Below are 18,671 nucleotides of genomic sequence, written 5' to 3' on the forward strand. Positions count from 1 at the left end.
AGGACCGCCGGCGTGGGGCCGTGTCTAGGGGGAAGAAGCGATATGATGCAGTGCATACCAATTGCAGACAAGCTTGATTTGACAGGGGTTTCCATGGTGAAGCAGGGGGAAAGTGGCCATGTCTGAACTGCGCCCGGTGTTCTATGTGTCCGATGGCACCGGTATCACGGCCGAGACCATCGGCCACAGCCTGCTGACCCAGTTCGCGGGAATGCGGTTCCAGACCGACCGGCTGTCCTTCGTGGACGACGAAGAGAAGGCCCGGGACGCTGCGGACCGCATCCGTCGCACCGGCGAGCGGCTGGGCGCGCGCCCGATCGTGGTGAGCTCCTGCGTGGATCCGACCCTGAGCGCCCTGATCGCCGAGAGCGGTGCGCTGGTGCTGGACGTGTTCGCGCCCTTCATCGAGCCGCTGGAGCGCGAACTGGGCGAGCAGCGCCAGTCGCGCGTGGGCCAGGCGCATGGTCTGGTCGACTTCGAGACCTACCACCGCCGCATCAACGCGATGAACTTCGCGTTGACCCACGACGATGGCATGGCGGTGAGTTACGACGAGGCCGACGTGATCCTGGTGGCGGTGTCGCGCGCCGGCAAGACGCCTACCTGCGTCTACCTCGCTTTGCACTACGGCATCCGCGCAGCCAACTATCCGCTGACCGATGGCGACCTGGAAACCGACCGCCTGCCCGTGCGCCTGCGTCCCTACCGTCGAAAGCTGTTCGCGCTGACCATCGATCCGGAGCGCCTGCACCAGATCCGGCAGGAACGCCGGCCGAACTCCAGCTACGCGAAGATGGAAACCTGCAGGCGCGAAGTGGCCGCGGCCGAGGCGATGTTCCAGGTGGAACGCCTGCCCACGCTCAGCACCACCAACAAGTCCATCGAGGAGATCTCGAGCAAGGTCCTCTCCACGCTGGGCCTGCAGCGCGAGATGTACTGAGCGGGGAGGGTGCGGCGCGGGCCCGGAAATCCACGGGCGGCAGATCCTTAACTTAGGCCGCACGATGCTGCGCGTCAATGCTGCCGCGCAGGGAATTCCCCGTGTAGGATCGGGCCATGTCCCAGGCCCTCGCACGCACCGCACGCATTCCCCGGCTGAGCCGTTTCGGCTGGCTGATGGCGCTGTATGCGGAGAACCATGCGCGGCTCTCGCGCCTGTTCGCGCCCGAGCACCTGCAGGCGGGCAGTTACCTGTCCAGCGTCGGCGACGGCCTGGACCTGCGCCTGGACGTGATCGAGACGCACCGCTACACGGTGGAACTGCGGCTGACCTACGACCTGTGCGACCCGCTCACCGGCGAGCCCGACCCCTCGGCCTTCGTGCGGCTCTACCGCGACGCGCACCAGGCCGAAGCCACGCACTGCTATGTGGGCCGTCGCTGGCAGGACGTCATCGGCCTGTATCCGCCGCCGGCCGAGGTCATCAGCCACCGCATGCGGATGAATACCTTTCTCGGCAAATGGCTGGAGTACCTGGCCGAGCAGGGGCATGGCGTGGCGACCCTGCATCCGGCCGGATTCGTGCGCGACGTCGCCTGATTCCGCGCGCAGTCCGGCCGCTCAGGCCACGCGCACGAAGCGGATGGCATTGAGCCGGCGCAGGCCGTTGCGGGCGTCGCGGCTCATGTTCATCACGTCGATCGCACCCTGTGTTTCCAGTTCCAGCAGCCGCTGTGCGACCGCATCGAAGGCCGCCTCATCCAGCCCCAGCGAGCCCGCCGTCCATCGCGTATCGCGATGGAGCGGCAGTTGCGAGACGAGTTCGTCGGCGAGGGCATCGTGCGTCATGACGGCAGCTCCACGAAGGGGAACCAGCTTCGACCACACCATCTGTTGGCATGCGCGACCGCGCGGGTCGGCATGGGCTGCCCAAGGTTCTACGCGGGAGGTGGTGAGATTCTTGTAAATGTCTGCGAAAGCAGGGTTACGAACGTGCGAGGCAAAAAAAGAGGCCCGGTTTCCCGGGCCTTCAAGATAAGTGGCGTCCCCACGGGGATTCGAACCCCGGTCGCTACCGTGAAAGGGTAATGTCCTAGGCCTCTAGACGATGGGGACACACGAAAGTGTTGCCAGATCTTCTTTCCGGACGGCCTATTGTCCGGAAGTTGGTGGAGCCAGGCGGGATCGAACCGCCGACCTCCTGCATGCCATGCAGGCGCTCTCCCAGCTGAGCTATGGCCCCACGTGCTGGCAGGAGCGAAATAATAGCCAGCCTCTTTCCGATGCGCAAGCATCCGTTACGAAAATTTTTACGACTGGCGAACATCCGGGCATGCGGGTGAAATAGCGCACACGGAATTCGACGGAGCGGTGCGCGCGGGATGATCGGCTTTTCAGTCAAGCAATGGGCCGCATGGGCGCCGGGTCTGGTGGATCGGGATGCATGGCGCGCATGGGCCTCGGCGCCGTGGGTACCCTCGGGGACCGAAACGCCCGCGCTGCAGGAGGTTCCCGCCATGCAACGGCGCCGCATCGAGCGGTTGGGGCGCATGGCCATCCAGACCGCCTGCTGGTGCCAGGAGGCCGAGGACACCGGGATACCGCTGGTGTTCGCCTCGCGGCATGGCGACGTGGCGCGCTCCATGGAACTGCTGGAAGCGCTTGCCGTGGATGAACCCCCATCGCCCACCACGTTCGGGCTGTCTGTACACAACGCCATCGCCGCACTCTATTCGATCCTGCGCCGGGACCGCGGCAACTACGTGGCGGTGGCCGGTGGCAGGGCGACGGTGGAGACAGCCTGCATCGAGGCCGCCGCACTGCTGGCCGATGGCGCGCCGGAAGTGCTGCTGGTGGTCTACGACGCACCCTTGCCTGCCGTGTACGCGGACTTTGCCGACGAGCCGGACGCAGGCTTCGCATGGTGCTGGCGCGTGGGTCCGGTGGGCGCGGCGGGCGATGCGGTCGCGCTGGGGTGGAATGACGAAGGCGGAGCGGACGACGCTCCTGCGGCATTGCCTCACGCACTGGATGTCCTGCGCTTCCTGCTGTCGGGCGATCCTTCCCTGCAGTGGCGGGGCGACGGCACCGCCTGGCACTGGCGGCGGAATGGGTGAGCGCATCCACCATGCGTGGCGGGTCGCGGGCACCGGGCTGAGTTTCCTTGCCTTCGGGCTGGGCGGCCTGTTCCTGGGCCTCTGCGTGCTGCCGCCCATGCTGTGGCTGGTGCGCGACCCGGAGCGCCGTCGGCGCTGGGCACGGCGGATCGTGCAGCGCAGCTTCGCCGCGCACGTGGAACTGATGCGGCGGCTGGGAGTGATGACCTACGAGATCCGCGGCCGCGAGCGGTTGGCGCGCGACGGCCTGCTGGTGCTGGCGAACCACCCCACCCTGATCGACGTGGTCCTGCTGGTCTCGCTGCTGCCCAACGCGGACTGCGTGGTCAAGTCGGCGGTCGCGCGCAATCCGTTCATGCGGGGGCCGGTCCGGGCCGCAGGTTACGTATCCAACGACGATGGTGCAGGGCTGGTGGAGGACTGCATCGCCGCCGTGCGCGCAGGAGGCGCGCTGGTGATCTTTCCCGAGGGTACGCGGACCACGCCGGGCCAGCCGCTGCGGTTGCAGCGCGGCGCCGCCAACATCGCCGTGCGCGGCGCGCTGGACATCACGCCGGTGCGGATCACGTGTTCGCCGCCGACGCTGGGGAAAGGGGATAAGTGGTATCGTGTGCCGCCGACGCGGTTCCATATGGTGATCGATGTTCAGGAAGACCTGCCGATCGCCCCGTTCCTGAACGGAACGGAGGGGGCGGACCCGTCGGCGGGGGGAGAGGCGCTGGCAGCCCGGCGGCTCACGGAACATCTGGCCAACTACTTTGCGGGAGATCCATCGCGTGCAGGCACTTGAGCACGAGATCAAGGAATTGATCATTTCGTCGCTGTCGCTGGAGGACATTTCCCCGGACGACATCGACACCGGCGCGCCGCTCTTCGTGGAGGGGCTCGGTCTGGATTCCATCGATGCCCTGGAACTGGGGCTGGCGCTGCAGAAGCGCTACGGAGTGGCGCTTTCCGCGGATTCGCAGGAAACCCGTCGGCATTTCGCCAGCGTGCGCGCATTGGCCGATTTCGTCGCCTCGCAGGGCAAGGCCTGAGCAGGGACGGCAGGACTGGCAAGATGACCAAGAACGAACTTTTCGACCGGATCGTCACGATCCTGCATGACAGCTTCGAGATCGAGCCCGCGCGGATCACGCCCGAGGCCCGGCTCTACGACGACCTGGACATCGACAGCATCGATGCGGTGGACCTGATCGTGCAGCTCAAGCCCTTGCTGGGGCGCAGCCTGCAGCCGGATGCGTTCAAGTCGGTACGCACGGTGCAGGACATCGTGGACGTGCTGTACGGCCTGATCCGCGACCAAGCCGCCTGAGCGCAGGTCGCTCTCCCGTGTCCAGGATAGGCGCGGCCATGTTCGTGGCGTTGTCGGTGGCGTACCCGCTGGTGGTGTACTGGGCCATGGGGCGGTTCGAGCCCCGCTGGCTGGCAGTACTGCTGCTGGCGCTGGCGCTGCTGCGTGCGCTCGCGACCCGCCAGGCGGTGTGGCTGGTCGCGGCCGCCGGCGCGGCCGTGCTGGCGGCGCTGGCGACGGTGTTCAACCAGGCACTGCCGTTGAAGCTGTATCCGGCGTTGATCAATGCGGTGCTGCTGGTCGTGTTCGCGGCCAGCCTGGCGTTCCCGCCGACGGCGGTGGAGCGCATCGCGCGACTGAGCGAACCCGACCTGCCGCCGTCCGGCGTGGCGTACACGCGCCGGGTCACCCAGGTGTGGTGCGGCTTCTTCGTCCTGAACGGCGCGCTGGCGCTGGCGACGGCGTTGTGGATGTCCGACCGCGCGTGGGCGCTGTACAACGGCCTGATCGCCTACGGGCTGATCGGCCTGCTGTTCGGCGTGGAGTGGCTGGTGCGGCAGCGGGTCAGGGCGGGGCACCGGCATGGCTGAGTGGCGCTGTCTGGCCGAGGTGGCGGTGCAGCCTGAGCCCGGTCGTGCATTCACGGCGGCCGGTCGGGATTCCCGCGACCATGCGCACTTCCATCGCGACGTGCTGCGGTGGCGTACCGCATTCGCTGCTTCGCCGGCGCATGCGTGGGCGCTCCATTTCGAAGATGCAGCATGCTTTGCTGCGGCCCTGTACGGCGCCTGGCACGCGGGCAAGACCGTGGTGCTGCCCGGCGATGCGCTGGCGGGGACGCAGGCGCGCCTTCAGGGGCGGGTGGATGGTTTCGCAGGCGATTGGCCGCAGGCCACGCTGGCGGCGCCCACCGACGATGTATCCGCTACCCCGCTGCAGCCGCTCGATGCGGAGGCGGCGTGGCTGGTCGTGTTCACCTCGGGCAGCACAGGCGAGCCGGTCGCGATCGAGAAGCAGCTGCGACAGCTCGATGCCGAGGTGCACGCGCTGGAAGCTGCGCTCGGTACGGGCCTGGAGGGCGCGACCGTACACGGGACCGTCTCCCACCAGCACATCTACGGCCTGTTGTTCCGGGGGCTGTGGCCGCTGTCCGCCGGCCGCGCGATCGTCCCGCGCGCCTTCTTTCCGGAAGACCTGCTGGCCGCGATGGACGGGCAGGACGCGGTACTGGTGGCCAGTCCGGCCCATCTCAAGCGTCTGCCGGCGCAGTTGGACTGGGCATCGCTGCATGGACGGCTGCGCGCGGTGTTCTCCTCGGGCGGCGTCTTGCCCGCCGAAGCCGCGCATGAGGTATCGCGCCTGCTGGGTGTGTCGCCGACGGAGATCCTGGGCAGCAGCGAGACCGGCGGCATCGCCTGGCGGCGCTGGCGCGAAGAGCAGCCGGCATGGCGGGCGCTGCCCGGCGTGGAGTGGCGCGTGCAGGAGGGCGTGCTCGAAGTGCATTCGCCGCACCTCTCCGATGCCGCGTGGTGGCGCAGCCAGGACCGCGCGGAGCCGGACGGCTGCGGGGGGTTCCGTCTGCTGGGTCGTGCGGACCGCATCGTGAAGGTGGAAGAGCGACGCGTGTCGCTGGATGCGCTGGAACGGCAGGTCCGGGCGCATCCCGCGGTCGGGGACGTGCGGGTGCTGTTGCTGGGCGGAAGCCGCAGTACGTTGGCGGCCGTGGTCGCGATGGCCAGCGGCCTGCCCGTACCCGAGGACGCCGCGGCGCGCCGTGCCCTGTCGCAGGCACTGTCGCGGCATCTGGCTGCCAGCCAGGATGCGGTGACGCGTCCGCGACGGTGGCGGTTCGTGTCCGCGTTGCCGGCGAATGCGCAGGGCAAGGTGACCGAAGCGGCGCTGACCGCCCTGTTCCGTCCCGAGCGCCCGACGGCGACGTGGACGCTGCGCACGCCGACGCAGGCGCGGGTCGAACTGCCGCTGGATGCGTCGCTGGCCGTGTTCGATGGCCATTTCCCGCAGGCCGCGATCCTGCCCGGCGTGGCGCAGCTGGACTGGGCGGTCCAGCTTGCGCGCGAGGCGTTCCCCATTCCATCGCGCTTCCTGCGCATGGAGGCGCTGAAATTCCAGCGCGTGGCACGTCCGGGCGACACGATCCATCTGGAACTTGAGTGGCAGGCCGAGCGTTGCACGCTGCAGTTCCGCTATACATCCGTACACGGTCCGCACGCCAGCGGCCGGCTGGTGTTCGACCATGGCGAGTGAGCAGGCGCCGGCCCGGCCCGGTTTCAATCCGCTGGTGGTGATCCCCGTATTCGATCACGAGCACGCCATCGCCACGATGGTGGAGGGCGTGCTGGCCGCCGACGTGCCATGTCTGCTGGTGGACGACGGTTCGGGCGCCGCCTGCGCGCGCGAACTGGACCGGCTGGCGGCGCTGCATGCACCGCGTGTCGGGCTGCTGCGGTTGCCGGTGAACCAGGGCAAGGGTGGCGCGGTGCTGGCCGGATTCCGGCAGGCGGGCGGCGAGGGCTACTCCCATGTGCTGCAGATCGATGCGGACGGACAGCACGACCCGGCCGACATCCCGCGCTTCCTCGCGCTGGCCCGGGCGCATCCGGACGATGTGGTCTGCGGCGTACCGCGCTACGACGCCAGCGTGCCGAAGGGCAGGCTGTACGGCCGCTACCTCACCCATGTCTGGGTATGGATCAACACCCTGTCGTTCGCGATCCGCGATTCGATGTGCGGTTTCCGCGTGTATCCGCTGCCGCCGGTGCTGCGGCTGATGGACGAGGAGACCATCGGCCTTCGCATGGACTTCGACGTGGAGGTGCTGGTGCGGCTGTTCTGGCGCGGCATCGTGGTCCACAACCTGCCCACGCGCGTGACGTACCCGCTGGACGGGGTTTCCCACTTCGATGTCTGGCGCGACAACGTCCGCATCAGCCGCATGCACGCGCGCCTGTTCTTCGGCATGCTGCGCCGCCTGCCGCGACTGCTGGTGCGCCGTGCGGCGGTGGCGTCGTGAGCGGTCGCGGCCAGCATTGGGCCGAGATCGGCGAATCCACCTCGGTCGGCGGCATCCTGCTGCTGTGCGCGGTGCATCGCTGGCTGGGACGCTGGCCCTTTCGCGTCTGCGTGTATCCGGTGGTGCTGGTCCACTGGCTGCTCAACGGCACTGCGCGGCGCGCCTCGTTGCAGTACCTGCGACGCGCCCACGCGCACTTGGGCGTGCCGGCGGAGGCGCCGGGCATGCGGCACAGCCTGCATCACTTCGCCATGTTCGCCGAGACGCTGCTGGACAAGATCCTGGCGCTGGGTCAGCGCTATCCGGTCGACCGCGTGCGCATGCACCGCGAGGGCGTGCTGGCACGGGTCAGGTCGGGGCAGGGCGGATTGATCGTCACCGGACACCTGGGCTGTCTTGAATTGTGCCAGGTGATGGCCGAACAGGTCCCAGGGCTGCGTCTGACCGCGCTGGTGCATACGGCGCATGCCGAGCGCTTCAACCGCATGATGCGCCGCCTGGACGCGACGACCCGGGTCGAACTGCTGCAGGTCACCGACCTGGGGCCGGCCGACGCGGTGAAGCTGGCCGAGCGCGTGGCCCGTGGCGAGTTCGTCGCCATTGCCGGCGACCGCGTGCCCCTGCGTGGCGGCCGCACGGTGGACGCGCCGTTCCTGGGCCACCCGGCGCCGTTTCCCATCGGGGCCTATGTGCTGGGCGCCGCGCTGAAATGCCCGGTGTTCACCATGGCCTGCACGCACGAGGGTGATGGCTACAGCGTGCGCATGGATGCCTTCGCCGAACGCATCGAACTGCCGCGCGGCTCGCGCGACGCCGCGCTGGCCGGCTACGCTTCGCAGTTCGCGGCGTGGCTGGAACGGCAGGTCCGCCTGTCGCCTTATGACTGGTTCAACTTCTACCCCTTCTGGGATCAGGTAACGCATGACGCCCGCAATGAGTGAATCCGCAGCGCCGGTCTTCGGCGACGCACCGCTGCGCATCGAGGACGTGGTGGCGCTGTCGCGCCGGCAGGTGCCCGCCGTGCTCTCGAGGGATCCCGGTTTCCGCGCACGCATCGCGCGCGGGGCGGACTTCCTCAGCCGGTTGCTGGAGGAGGAGGGCGTCATCTATGGCGTGACCACCGGCTACGGCGATTCGTGCACGGTCAACATCCCGCCCGCGCTGGTGGCGGAACTGCCGCACCACCTTTACACGTACCACGGCTGCGGGCTGGGCCGCTTCCTGGACGAGGCCGAAACGCGCGCGGTACTCGCCGCGCGCCTGGCGTCGCTGGTGCGCGGCATGTCCGGCGTCAGCCTGCCGTTGCTGGAAGGGCTGGAAACCCTGCTGCGCCACGACGTGCTGCCCCTGATTCCGGCCGAGGGTTCGGTCGGCGCCAGCGGCGACCTGACGCCGCTGTCGTACGTGGCGGCCGTGCTGTGCGGCGAACGCGAAGTCATGCACGGGGGCTGGCGGCGCCCCGCGGGCGAGGCGCTGTCCGAGATCGGCATGACGCCGCTGACGCTGCGCCCCAAGGAAGGCCTTGCCATCATGAATGGCACCGCGGTGATGACGGCGCTGGCCTGCCTGGCGTTCCACCGCGCGGAGTACCTGTCGCGGCTCGCCACCCGGCTGACGGCGTTCAACGTGCTGGCCAGCAACGGCAATGCCCACCATTTCGATGCGGTGCTGTTCGCCGCCAAGCCGCATCCCGGCCAGTCGCGCGTGGCGCAGCGCCTGCGCGAGGACCTGCACAGCGACCGTCCGCCGCGCAACGAGCAGCGGCTGCAGGACCGGTACTCGCTGCGCTGCGCACCGCATGTGATCGGCGTGCTGGAAGACGCGCTGCCGTTCCTGCGCCAGCTGATCGAAACCGAACTCAACAGCGCCAACGACAATCCGCTGATCGACCCGGAACGCGAACAGATCCTGCATGGCGGCCATTTCTACGGCGGACATATCGCGTTCGCGATGGATTCGCTGAAGAACACGGTGGCCAACGTGGCCGACCTGCTGGACCGCCAGCTCGCGCTGATTGTCGATGCCCGCTACAACCATGGCCTTCCCGCCAACCTGTCCGGCGCCACCGGGTCGCGCGCGGCGATCAACCATGGCCTGAAGGCCCTGCAGATCAGCGTGTCGGCGTGGACGGCCGAAGCGTTGAAGCTGACCATGCCCGCGTCGGTGTTCTCCCGCTCAACCGAATGCCATAACCAGGACAAGGTCAGCATGGGCACCATCGCCGCGCGCGACTGCCTGCGGGTGATCGAACTGACCGAACAGGTGGTCGCCGGCATGCTGATCGCCGCGCGCCAGGCCCTGGCCCTGCGCCAGCGCGTCGGCCTGCCGTCCACACTGGGCGAGGGTCCGGCGGCGATGTACGCCGACCTGCAAGCGCGCATCGCGCTGGTCGAGGAGGACCGGGCACTGGACGGCGAACTGCGCCGGTTGCTGGCCGACATCCGCGACGAACGCTGGGCCGTCTATGCGGGCTGAACAGCGCGACGACTTCGCCATCGAGGTCGCATTGATCCCCGCCTTCCACGACTGCGACGCCATGCAGGTGGTCTGGCACGGGAATTATTTCAAGTACCTGGAGATCGCCCGGTGCGCGCTGCTGCAGCGCTTCGACTACGACTACCCGCAGATGCATGCGTCCGGCTACATGTGGCCGATCGTCGATACGCGGGTGAAGTACATCCGGCCGCTGCGGTACGCGCAGCCCCTGGTCGTGGCAGCCCGCATCAGCGAGTGGGAGAACCGCTTGAGGATGGACTACGAAATCCGCGATGCCGTCAGCGGCGAGGTGCTGACGCGCGCGCATACGATCCAGGTGGCGGTCGACGCCGCTTCAGGCGAGATGCTGTACCTGTGTCCGCCCGTGCTCTGGGAGCGGCTGGGAGTTCCTGCGCCATGACGTTCGTCCGTGACCTGCTGGTCGTCCTTGCCCTGGCCTTGGCTTGGGCCGGTCCGCTCTCTCCGGCCATGGCGGCGGAGCCGCTGGCCCGGGTGCGCGCGCAGGTGGCGCAGGTGCCGCTGCTGCGCGGTGAATTCAGGCAGGAGAAACAGGTCGCGGGCTTCAGGAATCCGCTGCGCTCCAGCGGGCGTTTCCTGCTGGCACGCGACAAGGGCGTGGTGTGGAGCACGCTGGCGCCATTCCCCTCGGAGACCGTCATCACCCAGGACCGCATCCTGAGCCGCCAACGCGACGGCAGTCGCCGTGTGGAGGTGGACGGGCGCCAGCAGCCGGGCCTGCGCAGCATCAACGCCATGATGTTCGCGTTGATGAGCGGCGATACGAAGGCGCTGACCGCCGCCTTCGACGTGAAGGAAGAGACCGGCGACGGCAAGGGCTGGCGGATGACGCTGTCGCCCCGTTCGCGCCAGTTGGCGCAGGCGTTCACGTCGGTGCGGCTGGCGGGCGACCGCTACGTGCGCGACGTAGAACTGCGCGAAGCCAACGGCGATGTCACCCGCCTGCATTTCGAGGCCATGACCGAGACGCCGGCCACCATGACGCGCGACGAGGCCGCCCGGTTTGACTGAGCCGCACGCATCGCTGGGGGCGGAGGGCAGGCCGCGCGGCTGGCGCTGGCTGGCACTGGCGTGGCTGCTGGTGCTCGTGGCCGTGGCCTGGCATCACGTGCGCTTCTGGCAGGCCCCGCGCATCGACAGCGACATCCTGGCGCTGCTGCCGATGGATGCGGGCGATCCTGCGGTTGCCGACGCCACCCGGCGGATCGCCGGCAACAGTGCGCGCGACGTGGTGGTGATGCTGGGCGCCGTCGATGCGGAAGCGGCACTGCGCGCCCGGGACGCGTTCGGGGCCGCCGTGCGGGCATCGGCCGGGGATGGCGCGGGCCTGCTGGTGGCGGAGCGCTCGCCCGAGGACTGGTTCGCCCAGGCGCGCGTAGCGCTGGCGCCGTATCGCGATCGCCTGTTGACGGAGGCACAACGTCGCCAGTTGGAGCAGACCCCGTCCGATGCGCTGGCCGAATCGGCGCTCGCCGCTCTGTACGGCCCCATGGGGGCGCCGCGGCTGACCGGGTGGCGCGACGATCCCCTCGGCCTGTGGCCGCACTGGTGGCAGGCCCAAGTGGCCGCCTCGGGCATGGCGCTGGATGCCGACGGCCTGCTGCAGGCCGACGGGCGCCATTGGGCGGTGCTGCGTTTCACCCTGCGCGACTCCGCGTTCAAGCTGGATGGGCAACGGCGGCTGCAGGACCTGCTGGACGCCGCCTCAGGCGCGGCCACCACCGCCGCGCCGGGACTGCGCGTCCTGAAGGCCGGCGTGCCGTTGCATGCCGAGTCCGCCGCGGTCCAGGCCAGCCGCGAGGTCAACACCATCGGCTGGGGTTCGCTGGCCGCCGTGCTGCTGCTGGTGTGGCTGGCGTTCCGTTCGTTCCGGCCGCTGCTGCTGGTCGCGCTGTCCCTGCTGGTCGGGTGCGCGGTCGCCCTGACCGTCACCGTGCTGGTGTTCGGCAAGATCCACCTGCTGACGCTGATCTTCGGCGCCAGCCTGGTGGGTGTCGCCGAGGACTATGGCATCCACTGGTTCGCCTCGCGCCAGGGCGTGGCGGCGGCGCGCCGCTGGTCGCTGTTGCGGCAGTTGTTGCCGGGCCTGTGGCTGGCGTTGCTGACCAGCGCGCTGGCGTACCTGGCGTTGGGGCTGGCGCCTTTTCCCGGACTGCGCCAGATGGCGCTGTTCTCGGTGGTCGGACTGTCGGCGGCCTTCCTGACGGCGATCTTCCTGTTCCCCTGGCTCGATGGCGGTGAGGTGCGCACCACGGGCTTCTCGCGCTGGCTGGGCGGCACGCTGGCGCGCTGGCCGCGCTTGGCGACGCGTCGCGGGGGCATCGCGCTCGCCGTCGTGGTGCTGCTGGTCGCCGTGCCGGGACTGATGCGCGTGCAGGGGAACGACGACCTGCGCAGCCTGCAATCGTCGCCAGCCGAGCTGATCGCCCAGCAACGCGAGGTGGGTCGCCTGCTGGGCATGCCCAGTCCGGCGCAGTTCTTCCTGGTGCAGGGCCGCGATGCCGAACAGGTCCTGCAGCGCGAGGAGCGGCTGGTCGCCCGGCTGCGCGACATCGAGGCCGACGGGTCCGTCGGCGGCCATCGCGCCCTGAGCGACTGGCTGCCATCGCAGCGCCGGCAGGACGAAGACGCTGCGTTGACCTCGCGCGTCGAACGGCTCGTGCTGGCGCGCCTGTCGACCGTCACCGGCGAGACGTTGGCGCGTGGCGAATTCGCGGCATCCGCGCTGGACATCGAGGCCTTCCTGGCGTCGCCCGCGTCGCTGCCCGTGCGCTCCCTGTGGCTGGGAAAGGTGGGGCAGGGCATGGCCTCGGTGGTGATGGTCAACGACCTGTCGCGACCCGATGCGCTGGCTGTCTTCGCCGCCCAGGCCAAGGGGCTGGACGGCGTGCGCTGGGTCGACCGCACCGCCGACATTTCACGCCTGCTGGCGTACTACCGCCACATGATGTCCTGGCTGCTGCTGGCCGGCGTGGCGGTCGTGTTCGTCGTGCTGGCGATCCGCTATCGCACGCAGGCCTGGCGCGTCATCACGCCGACCCTGCTGGCCGGCCTGCTGACCGTCGCGCTGCTGGGCTGGCTGGGCCAGCCGCTGCAGCTGTTCAACGTGCTGGCGCTGATGCTGCTGCTGGGCATGGGCATCGACTACGGCATCTTCCTGGTCGAGCACCGCGGCGACGCCAGCGCGTGGCTTGCGGTGTGTGTGGGTGCCGCGAGCACGTGGCTCTCGTTCGGCCTGCTGGGCCTGTCGGCCACGCCCGCGCTGCGCGCCTTCGGCCTGACCCTGCTGTTCGGCATCGGCCTGGTCTGGCTGCTGTCGCCCCTGTTCCGGCCGGCGCCGGACGCTTCTTCCCTGCAAGGACACCCCTCCGAATGAAAACGGAACGCACCGACATCCTGATCATCGGCGCCGGCCCCGCCGGTTCCGTGGCCGCGGCGATGCTGCGCCAGCAGGGCCGGAAGGTCCTGATCGTCGAGCGCGAGCAGTTTCCGCGCTTCTCCATCGGCGAAAGCCTGCTGCCGCAGAGCATGGAATACATCCAGGCGGCTGGCCTGCTGCAGGACGTGGTGGAAGCCGGCTTCCAATACAAGAACGGTGCCGCGTTCGTGCGCGGCGAACGCACCACCGAATTCGATTTCCGCGACAAGTTCTCGCCGGGCTGGGGCACCACCTACCAGGTGCAGCGCGCCGATTTCGACCACGTGCTGGCCAAGGGTGCCGAGCGCATGGGCGCGGACGTGCGTTATCGCCATGAAGTGCTTTCCGCCGAACCGGGCGAGACGCCGCGCGTCACCGTGCGTTCGCCGGAAGGCGAGGAGTACGCCATCGAAGCGGACTTCATGCTGGACGCCAGTGGCTTCGGGCGCCTGCTGCCGCGCCTGCTGAAGCTGGAGTCGCCCTCGAACTTCCCGGTGCGCGGCGCCATCTTCACCCACGTGCGCGACCACATTCCGCACGATGCGGGCTTCGACCGCAACAAGATCCTGATCACCACGCATCCGGAGCACGTGGACGTGTGGTACTGGACCATTCCGTTCTCCAACGGCTGCTGCTCGCTGGGCGTGGTCGCGGAAACGGCATTCCTCGACCGTTACCAGGGCACCGAACTGGAGCGCCTGCAGGCCATCGTCGGCGAAGACCCCAATCTCACCCGCCTGCTGAAGAATGCGGAGTGGGCCGTGCTGCCGGTGCGGCAGATTACCGGCTATTCGGCGAACGTGTCCTCGCTGTGGGGGCCGGGCTATGCGCTGCTCGGCAATGCGGGCGAGTTCCTCGATCCCGTGTTCTCCTCCGGCGTCACCATCGCGTTCAAGTCGGCGCAGCTGGCCAGCGAATGCCTGCGCCGCCGCTACGCCGGCCAGGCGGTGGACTGGGAAGCCGACTTCGCGGCGCCCCTGCGCGGCGGCGTGCAGACGTTCCGCCGGTTCGTGGAATCGTGGTACGCCGGCGGCTTCCAGCGGATCATCTTCCATCCGGATCCGCAGCCGGACATCCGCCGCATGATCTGTTCCATCCTCGCCGGCTACGCGTGGGACAGGAAGAATCCCTACGTCGCCGACACGCAGCGTCGCCTGCAGGTGCTGGAGCAGCTGTGCACCGGCTGATCGCGCTGCTGCTGTCCAGCCTGCTGCTGGCCGCGTGCGCAACGCGCCCCGTCGCGCCCGCGGTTCAACTGCCTGCGTTGCGGCTGGCGCCGGCCGCGCTGGGCCATGAACTGGCCGTGCAACAGCGGCTGGTGTTCCGCTTTGGTACGCAGGTACGCGAACTGGACGCGCTGCTCGAAGTCGACGCATCCGAGGTGCGCCTGGCGGTGCAGGCCATGGGCCGCACCGGCGTGCGCCTGCAGTGGGACGGCCAGAGTCTGATGGAGCAGCGTGCCGCTTGGCTGCCGGACGCCGTGCGCAGCGAGCGCGTGCTCGACGATGTGCAGTTCAGCCTGTGGCCCGCGGACGCCGTGCGTGCCGTGTTGCCTGCCGGATGGGAGCTGCACGAGGCGGGCGACGTGCGCGAGCTGCGGCGGGATGGTCGTGCGTGGCTGGTGCGCGAACGCACAAGTGCGACCACGTTGCAGGTCCGCAACCGCACCGATGGCTATGATCTGACCATCGAATCGGTGGCCGGTGGAGCGCCCAGTCCGTGAAAGGCGACGCCATCTTCCTGAACGATCTCGGCCTGGTGTGTGCGCTCGGCCATGGCACCGCGGCGGTACGCGAGGCGGTGTTCCGCGACGATGCCCCTGGCGGCGTGGCGATGAACGAGACGCTGCTGCCGGGTTACCGCCTGGCACTGGGCGCCGTATCCGGTCCGTTGCCGTCGCTGGACCATCACCCCGTGCCGTTGCACGGACGCAACAACGCGCTGCTGCGCGCAGCCTACCTGCAGATCCAGGGCCAGGTCCGGCAGGCCATCGAACGCTATGGTCCGTCGCGGGTGGCGGTGGTGGTGGGTACCAGCACCTCGGGCATCGGCGAGGCGGAGCAGGCGATGGCGATGTGGCGCCGTCAGGGTCGCTGGCCGGAAGGCTTCCACTATGTACAGCAGGAGATCGGTGCGCCGTCGCGGTTCCTCGCCGCCGAATCCGGCGCGCGCGGCCCCGCCTGGACCATCTCCACCGCCTGCTCGTCCAGCGCCAAGGCGATGGCGTCGGCGGCGCGGCTGCTGCGCACCGGGCTGGTGGATGCGGTCATCACCGGTGGCGCGGATTCGCTGTGCCAGTTCACCGTGCGCGGCTTCATGGCGCTCGAATCGGTCGCCAGCGAGCGCTGCAATCCGTTCTCGGCGCACCGCCACGGCATCAACATCGGCGAGGGCGCCGCCCTGTTCCTGATGACGCGCGATCCGGGACCGGTGCGGCTGGCGGGCTGGGGTGAAACCTCCGATGCCCACCACGTGTCGGCACCGGAACCGGAAGGCCATGGCGCCATCGCCGCGATCGGCCACGCGCTGGCGCGGGCAGGCCTGACAGCGGCCAACATCGACTACGTGAACCTGCACGGCACCGCCACGCCGCAGAACGATGCGATGGAAAGCCGCGCGGTCAGCACGGCGCTCGGTACCGATGTGCCGGTGAGTTCCACCAAGCCGCTGACCGGCCACACGCTGGGTGCCGCGGGCGCGGTCGAGGCCGGCCTGTGCTGGCTGGCGATGGTCGACAATCCCGGCCACCGGCTGCCGCCGCACTGGTGGGATGGCGAGCCGGACCCGGCGTTGCCGGCGCTCGCCTTCGTGCCTCCCGGTGCCACCGCCGCACGGCCGCTGCGCCACGTGCTCAGCCAGTCGTTCGCGTTCGGCGGCAGCAATGCCGTGCTGGTGTTCGGGGAGGGGTGATGCACGATCTGTACGACATCGAACGGGTGGTGCCGCACCGCGGCACCCTGCGCCTGGTCGACCGGCTGGTGGCCTGGGACGAGGACAGCGTGGCGGTCGAGCTGCGCGTGCCTCACGAAGGACCGTTCAGTCATGCCGAAGGCGTTCCGGCCTGGGTGGGCGTGGAATACATGGCCCAGGCCATCGCCGCCTGGGCGGGATGCCGTGCGCGCAGCGCGGGGCGCGAGCCGTCGATCGGCTTCCTGCTGGGCACGCGCCGCTACGAAAGCCGGGTGACGTGGTTCGTGGCGGGCGCATTACTTCGGGTGGAGGCGACGCGCGAGCTGCTGGGCGACAATGGGCTGGGAATGTTCCGTTGCCGCATCCTGGAGGACGGCGACGAACTGGCAACCGCCAACGTGTCGGTGTTCGAACCGCCGGACGCCATGGCTTATCTGGAGAGCACGCCGCAATGAGGGGAGAGACAACGGTCCTGGTCACCGGGGGGAGCCGGGGCATCGGGCGCGCCATCGCGCTGGCGCTGGCGCAGGATGGCTTCGATCTGGTTGTGCATTGCCGCAGCCGCGTGGACGAGGCCGAAGCCGTCGCCGCGCAGGCGCGTGCGCTCGGGCGCGAAGCCCGCGTACTGGCCTTCGACGTGGCCGACCGTGCCGCCGCCGCGCAGGCGCTGGAAGCCGACGTGGCCCGACACGGCGCGTACCACGGGGTGGTCTGCAATGCGGGCATCGCGCGCGACACCGCGTTTCCGGCCATGAGCGGCGAGGACTGGGACGCCGTGCTGCACACCAACCTGGACGGGTTCTACAACGTCCTCAACCCGTTGATCATGCCGATGGTGCGCCGGCGCAAGCCCGGCCGCATCGTCACGCTGTCGTCGGTGTCGGGCCTGGTCGGTAATCGCGGGCAGGTCAACTACAGCGCGGCGAAGGCCGGCATCATCGGCGCCAGCAAAGCACTGGCGCTGGAACTGGCCAGTCGCGGGATCACCGTCAACTGCGTCGCGCCCGGCCTGATCGATACCGAAATGGTGAGCGGCGAGGTGGTCGACGAGGCCATGAAGATGATTCCGATGAAGCGCGTGGGCAAACCGGAGGAGGTCGCGGCCGTGGTGTCGTTCCTGATGTCGCCGCAGGCGTCCTATGTCACCCGCCAGGTGATCTCGGTCAACGGAGGACTGGTCGGATGAGCCGCATCGAGCGACGTGTGGCAGTCACCGGCGCGGGCGCGATCAGCCCGCTGGGGCACGACTGGGCCAGCGTGCACCTGCGCCTGCGCGAGTGCCGCAATGCGGTACGGCACATGCAGGAGTGGGACCGGTACGAAGGCCTGAACACCCGCCTGGCGGCACCGGCCGAGCCCTTCGAACTGCCCGCGCACTACAACCGCAAGACAACGCGCAGCATGGGCCGGGTGGCCATCATGGCCGTGCGCGCCACCGAACTGGCGCTGGAACAGGCGGGCCTGCTGGGGCACCCGGTACTGAAAAGCGGGAAGGTAGGCGTGTCCTACGGCTCGTCGGCGGGCAGCCACGAGGCCATCGGCGACTTCGGCCGCATGCTCAACGAGCACACCACCGAAGGCATCAATGCCACCACCTACCTGAAGATGATGAGCCACACCGCGCCGGTGAACATCGGCGTGTTCTTCGGCCTGACCGGACGCGTCTACACCACGTCCAGTGCCTGCACGTCGGGCAGCCAGGGCGTGGGCTCGGCCTTCGAGGCGATCCGCAGCGGCAAGCAGGTGGCGATGATCGCCGGCGGCGCCGAGCAGCTGGATGCGACGGCGGCGGCCGTGTTTGACACTCTGTTCGCCACCAGCGTGCGCAACCACGAACCGGACAGTACGCCGCGTCCGTTCGACGCCCACCGCGACGGCCTGGTGCTGGGCGAGGGCGCCTGCACGCTGGTGCTGGAAGACCTGGAACATGCGCTCGCGCGCGGTGCGACCATCCTGGGCGAAATCGTCGGCTACGGCACCAACAGCGACGGCCAGCACGTCACCCAGCCCAGCGCCGACACGATGGCGCAGGCGATGCGGCTGGCACTGGAAGACGCGGGCCTGCATCCCGATGCGATCGGCTACGTCAACGCGCACGGTACGGCGACCGACCACGGCGACATCGCCGAGACCACGGCCACCGCGTCGGTGTTCGGCCAGCGCATGCCGATCAGTTCGCTGAAGAGCTACGTCGGCCACACGCTGGGCGCCTGCGGCGCCTACGAGTCCTGGATCACGCTGGAGATGATGCGCGAGGGCTGGTTCGCCCCCACGCTGAACCTGGAGGAGCGCGACCCGCGCTGCGCCGACCTGGACTACATCACCGGCGAAGGTCGCGAACTGCAGACCGACTACGTGATGAACAACAACTTCGCCTTCGGCGGCATCAATACATCGATCATCTTCAAGCGCTGGAAAGATTGAACACCCGCTATCCCAAGGAGCCCA

21 protein-coding genes and 2 tRNA genes are annotated in these 18,671 nt (G+C 69.1%); 20 read left to right on the forward strand and 3 right to left on the reverse strand.

Annotated elements, in window-relative coordinates:
* The first annotated feature begins 118 nt into the window (after positions 1 to 118).
* The gene (gene ppsR, locus CSC76_RS09095) at positions 119 to 940 is read left to right on the forward strand and encodes a posphoenolpyruvate synthetase regulatory kinase/phosphorylase PpsR (protein WP_162109709.1); all 822 of its coding nucleotides are present in this window, start codon (positions 119 to 121) and stop codon (positions 938 to 940) included.
* Positions 941 to 1,056: 116 nt separating this feature from the next.
* Entirely contained in the window at positions 1,057 to 1,539 is a 483-nt protein-coding gene (locus CSC76_RS09100) for a DUF1249 domain-containing protein (RefSeq protein WP_162109710.1), read from the forward strand.
* A gap of 21 nt (positions 1,540 to 1,560) precedes the next feature.
* On the opposite strand, the gene CSC76_RS09105 is transcribed toward CSC76_RS09100, so the two are convergent.
* The 3 genes from CSC76_RS09105 to CSC76_RS09115 all read right to left on the reverse strand — a co-directional run bounded on the left by CSC76_RS09105 (position 1,561) and on the right by CSC76_RS09115 (position 2,182).
* The gene (locus CSC76_RS09105; protein ID WP_162109711.1) at positions 1,561 to 1,788 is read right to left on the reverse strand and encodes a hypothetical protein; all 228 of its coding nucleotides are present in this window, start codon (positions 1,786 to 1,788) and stop codon (positions 1,561 to 1,563) included.
* 191 nt (positions 1,789 to 1,979) lie between these two features.
* Positions 1,980 to 2,055 (reverse strand) — tRNA-Glu (locus CSC76_RS09110).
* Between the two features lie 51 nt (positions 2,056 to 2,106).
* Positions 2,107 to 2,182: transfer RNA gene (locus CSC76_RS09115), tRNA-Ala, on the reverse strand.
* Positions 2,183 to 2,321: 139 nt separating this feature from the next.
* Here CSC76_RS09115 and CSC76_RS09120 point away from each other — a divergent pair.
* Genes CSC76_RS09120 through CSC76_RS09205 form a run of 18 tightly spaced genes read left to right on the forward strand, consistent with a single transcriptional unit; the run spans position 2,322 to position 18,647 of the window.
* Positions 2,322 to 3,056, forward strand: coding sequence for a beta-ketoacyl synthase chain length factor (locus CSC76_RS09120; RefSeq protein ID WP_162109712.1), 735 nt, complete (start codon positions 2,322 to 2,324; stop codon positions 3,054 to 3,056).
* Positions 3,049 to 3,846 carry a lysophospholipid acyltransferase family protein gene (locus CSC76_RS09125; RefSeq protein ID WP_162109713.1) on the forward strand — a complete coding sequence of 266 codons (798 nt, stop codon included), beginning with the start codon at positions 3,049 to 3,051 and terminating at the stop codon, positions 3,844 to 3,846. The genes CSC76_RS09120 and CSC76_RS09125 overlap by 8 nt, the downstream gene beginning before the upstream one ends.
* Positions 3,824 to 4,093, forward strand: a complete 270-nt coding sequence (locus tag CSC76_RS09130; RefSeq protein ID WP_462687195.1) for a phosphopantetheine-binding protein — start codon at positions 3,824 to 3,826, stop codon at positions 4,091 to 4,093. The genes CSC76_RS09125 and CSC76_RS09130 overlap by 23 nt, the downstream gene beginning before the upstream one ends.
* A gap of 23 nt (positions 4,094 to 4,116) precedes the next feature.
* Positions 4,117 to 4,371 carry an acyl carrier protein gene (locus tag CSC76_RS09135; RefSeq protein WP_142124725.1) on the forward strand — a complete coding sequence of 85 codons (255 nt, stop codon included), beginning with the start codon at positions 4,117 to 4,119 and terminating at the stop codon, positions 4,369 to 4,371.
* Between the two features lie 38 nt (positions 4,372 to 4,409).
* Positions 4,410 to 4,940, forward strand: coding sequence for a COG4648 family protein (locus tag CSC76_RS09140; protein ID WP_162109715.1), 531 nt, complete (start codon positions 4,410 to 4,412; stop codon positions 4,938 to 4,940).
* On the forward strand, positions 4,933 to 6,615 hold the full coding sequence (locus CSC76_RS09145; protein ID WP_162109716.1) for an ApeI family dehydratase: 1,683 nt from the start codon (positions 4,933 to 4,935) through the stop codon (positions 6,613 to 6,615). The genes CSC76_RS09140 and CSC76_RS09145 overlap by 8 nt, the downstream gene beginning before the upstream one ends.
* Complete coding sequence (locus tag CSC76_RS09150; protein ID WP_162109717.1) at positions 6,605 to 7,381, forward strand: glycosyltransferase family 2 protein; 777 nt, start codon at positions 6,605 to 6,607, stop codon at positions 7,379 to 7,381. Before CSC76_RS09145 ends, CSC76_RS09150 begins: the two co-directional genes overlap by 11 nt.
* Positions 7,378 to 8,322: a lysophospholipid acyltransferase family protein gene (locus tag CSC76_RS09155; RefSeq protein WP_162109718.1), complete on the forward strand. Its 945-nt coding sequence runs from the start codon at positions 7,378 to 7,380 to the stop codon at positions 8,320 to 8,322. The genes CSC76_RS09150 and CSC76_RS09155 overlap by 4 nt, the downstream gene beginning before the upstream one ends.
* Positions 8,315 to 9,856, forward strand: a complete 1,542-nt coding sequence (locus CSC76_RS09160) for an HAL/PAL/TAL family ammonia-lyase (RefSeq protein ID WP_162109719.1) — start codon at positions 8,315 to 8,317, stop codon at positions 9,854 to 9,856. The genes CSC76_RS09155 and CSC76_RS09160 overlap by 8 nt, the downstream gene beginning before the upstream one ends.
* Positions 9,846 to 10,277, forward strand: a complete 432-nt coding sequence (locus tag CSC76_RS09165) for an acyl-CoA thioesterase (protein WP_162109720.1) — start codon at positions 9,846 to 9,848, stop codon at positions 10,275 to 10,277. Before CSC76_RS09160 ends, CSC76_RS09165 begins: the two co-directional genes overlap by 11 nt.
* Entirely contained in the window at positions 10,274 to 10,906 is a 633-nt protein-coding gene (locus CSC76_RS09170; RefSeq protein WP_162109721.1) for an outer membrane lipoprotein carrier protein LolA, read from the forward strand. The genes CSC76_RS09165 and CSC76_RS09170 overlap by 4 nt, the downstream gene beginning before the upstream one ends.
* Entirely contained in the window at positions 10,899 to 13,271 is a 2,373-nt protein-coding gene (locus CSC76_RS09175) for an MMPL family transporter (protein WP_162109722.1), read from the forward strand. Before CSC76_RS09170 ends, CSC76_RS09175 begins: the two co-directional genes overlap by 8 nt.
* A complete protein-coding gene (locus CSC76_RS09180) occupies positions 13,268 to 14,500 on the forward strand; it encodes an NAD(P)/FAD-dependent oxidoreductase (RefSeq protein WP_162109723.1) in 1,233 nt (410 codons plus the stop codon). The genes CSC76_RS09175 and CSC76_RS09180 overlap by 4 nt, the downstream gene beginning before the upstream one ends.
* Positions 14,488 to 15,036: a DUF3261 domain-containing protein gene (locus CSC76_RS09185; RefSeq protein ID WP_162109724.1), complete on the forward strand. Its 549-nt coding sequence runs from the start codon at positions 14,488 to 14,490 to the stop codon at positions 15,034 to 15,036. Before CSC76_RS09180 ends, CSC76_RS09185 begins: the two co-directional genes overlap by 13 nt.
* The gene (locus tag CSC76_RS09190) at positions 15,033 to 16,223 is read left to right on the forward strand and encodes a beta-ketoacyl-ACP synthase (protein WP_162109725.1); all 1,191 of its coding nucleotides are present in this window, start codon (positions 15,033 to 15,035) and stop codon (positions 16,221 to 16,223) included. Before CSC76_RS09185 ends, CSC76_RS09190 begins: the two co-directional genes overlap by 4 nt.
* Positions 16,223 to 16,678 carry a hotdog family protein gene (locus CSC76_RS09195; protein ID WP_162109726.1) on the forward strand — a complete coding sequence of 152 codons (456 nt, stop codon included), beginning with the start codon at positions 16,223 to 16,225 and terminating at the stop codon, positions 16,676 to 16,678. Before CSC76_RS09190 ends, CSC76_RS09195 begins: the two co-directional genes overlap by 1 nt.
* Positions 16,675 to 17,409: a 3-oxoacyl-ACP reductase FabG gene (gene fabG / locus CSC76_RS09200; RefSeq protein ID WP_162109727.1), complete on the forward strand. Its 735-nt coding sequence runs from the start codon at positions 16,675 to 16,677 to the stop codon at positions 17,407 to 17,409. The genes CSC76_RS09195 and fabG overlap by 4 nt, the downstream gene beginning before the upstream one ends.
* Positions 17,406 to 18,647, forward strand: a complete 1,242-nt coding sequence (locus tag CSC76_RS09205; RefSeq protein WP_162109728.1) for a beta-ketoacyl-ACP synthase — start codon at positions 17,406 to 17,408, stop codon at positions 18,645 to 18,647. Before fabG ends, CSC76_RS09205 begins: the two co-directional genes overlap by 4 nt.
* Positions 18,648 to 18,671: the final 24 nt, after the last annotated feature.

Source organism: Pseudoxanthomonas mexicana (assembly GCF_010093385.1).
In the GTDB taxonomy this organism is placed as follows: Bacteria; Pseudomonadota; Gammaproteobacteria; order Xanthomonadales; family Xanthomonadaceae; genus Pseudoxanthomonas_A; species Pseudoxanthomonas_A mexicana.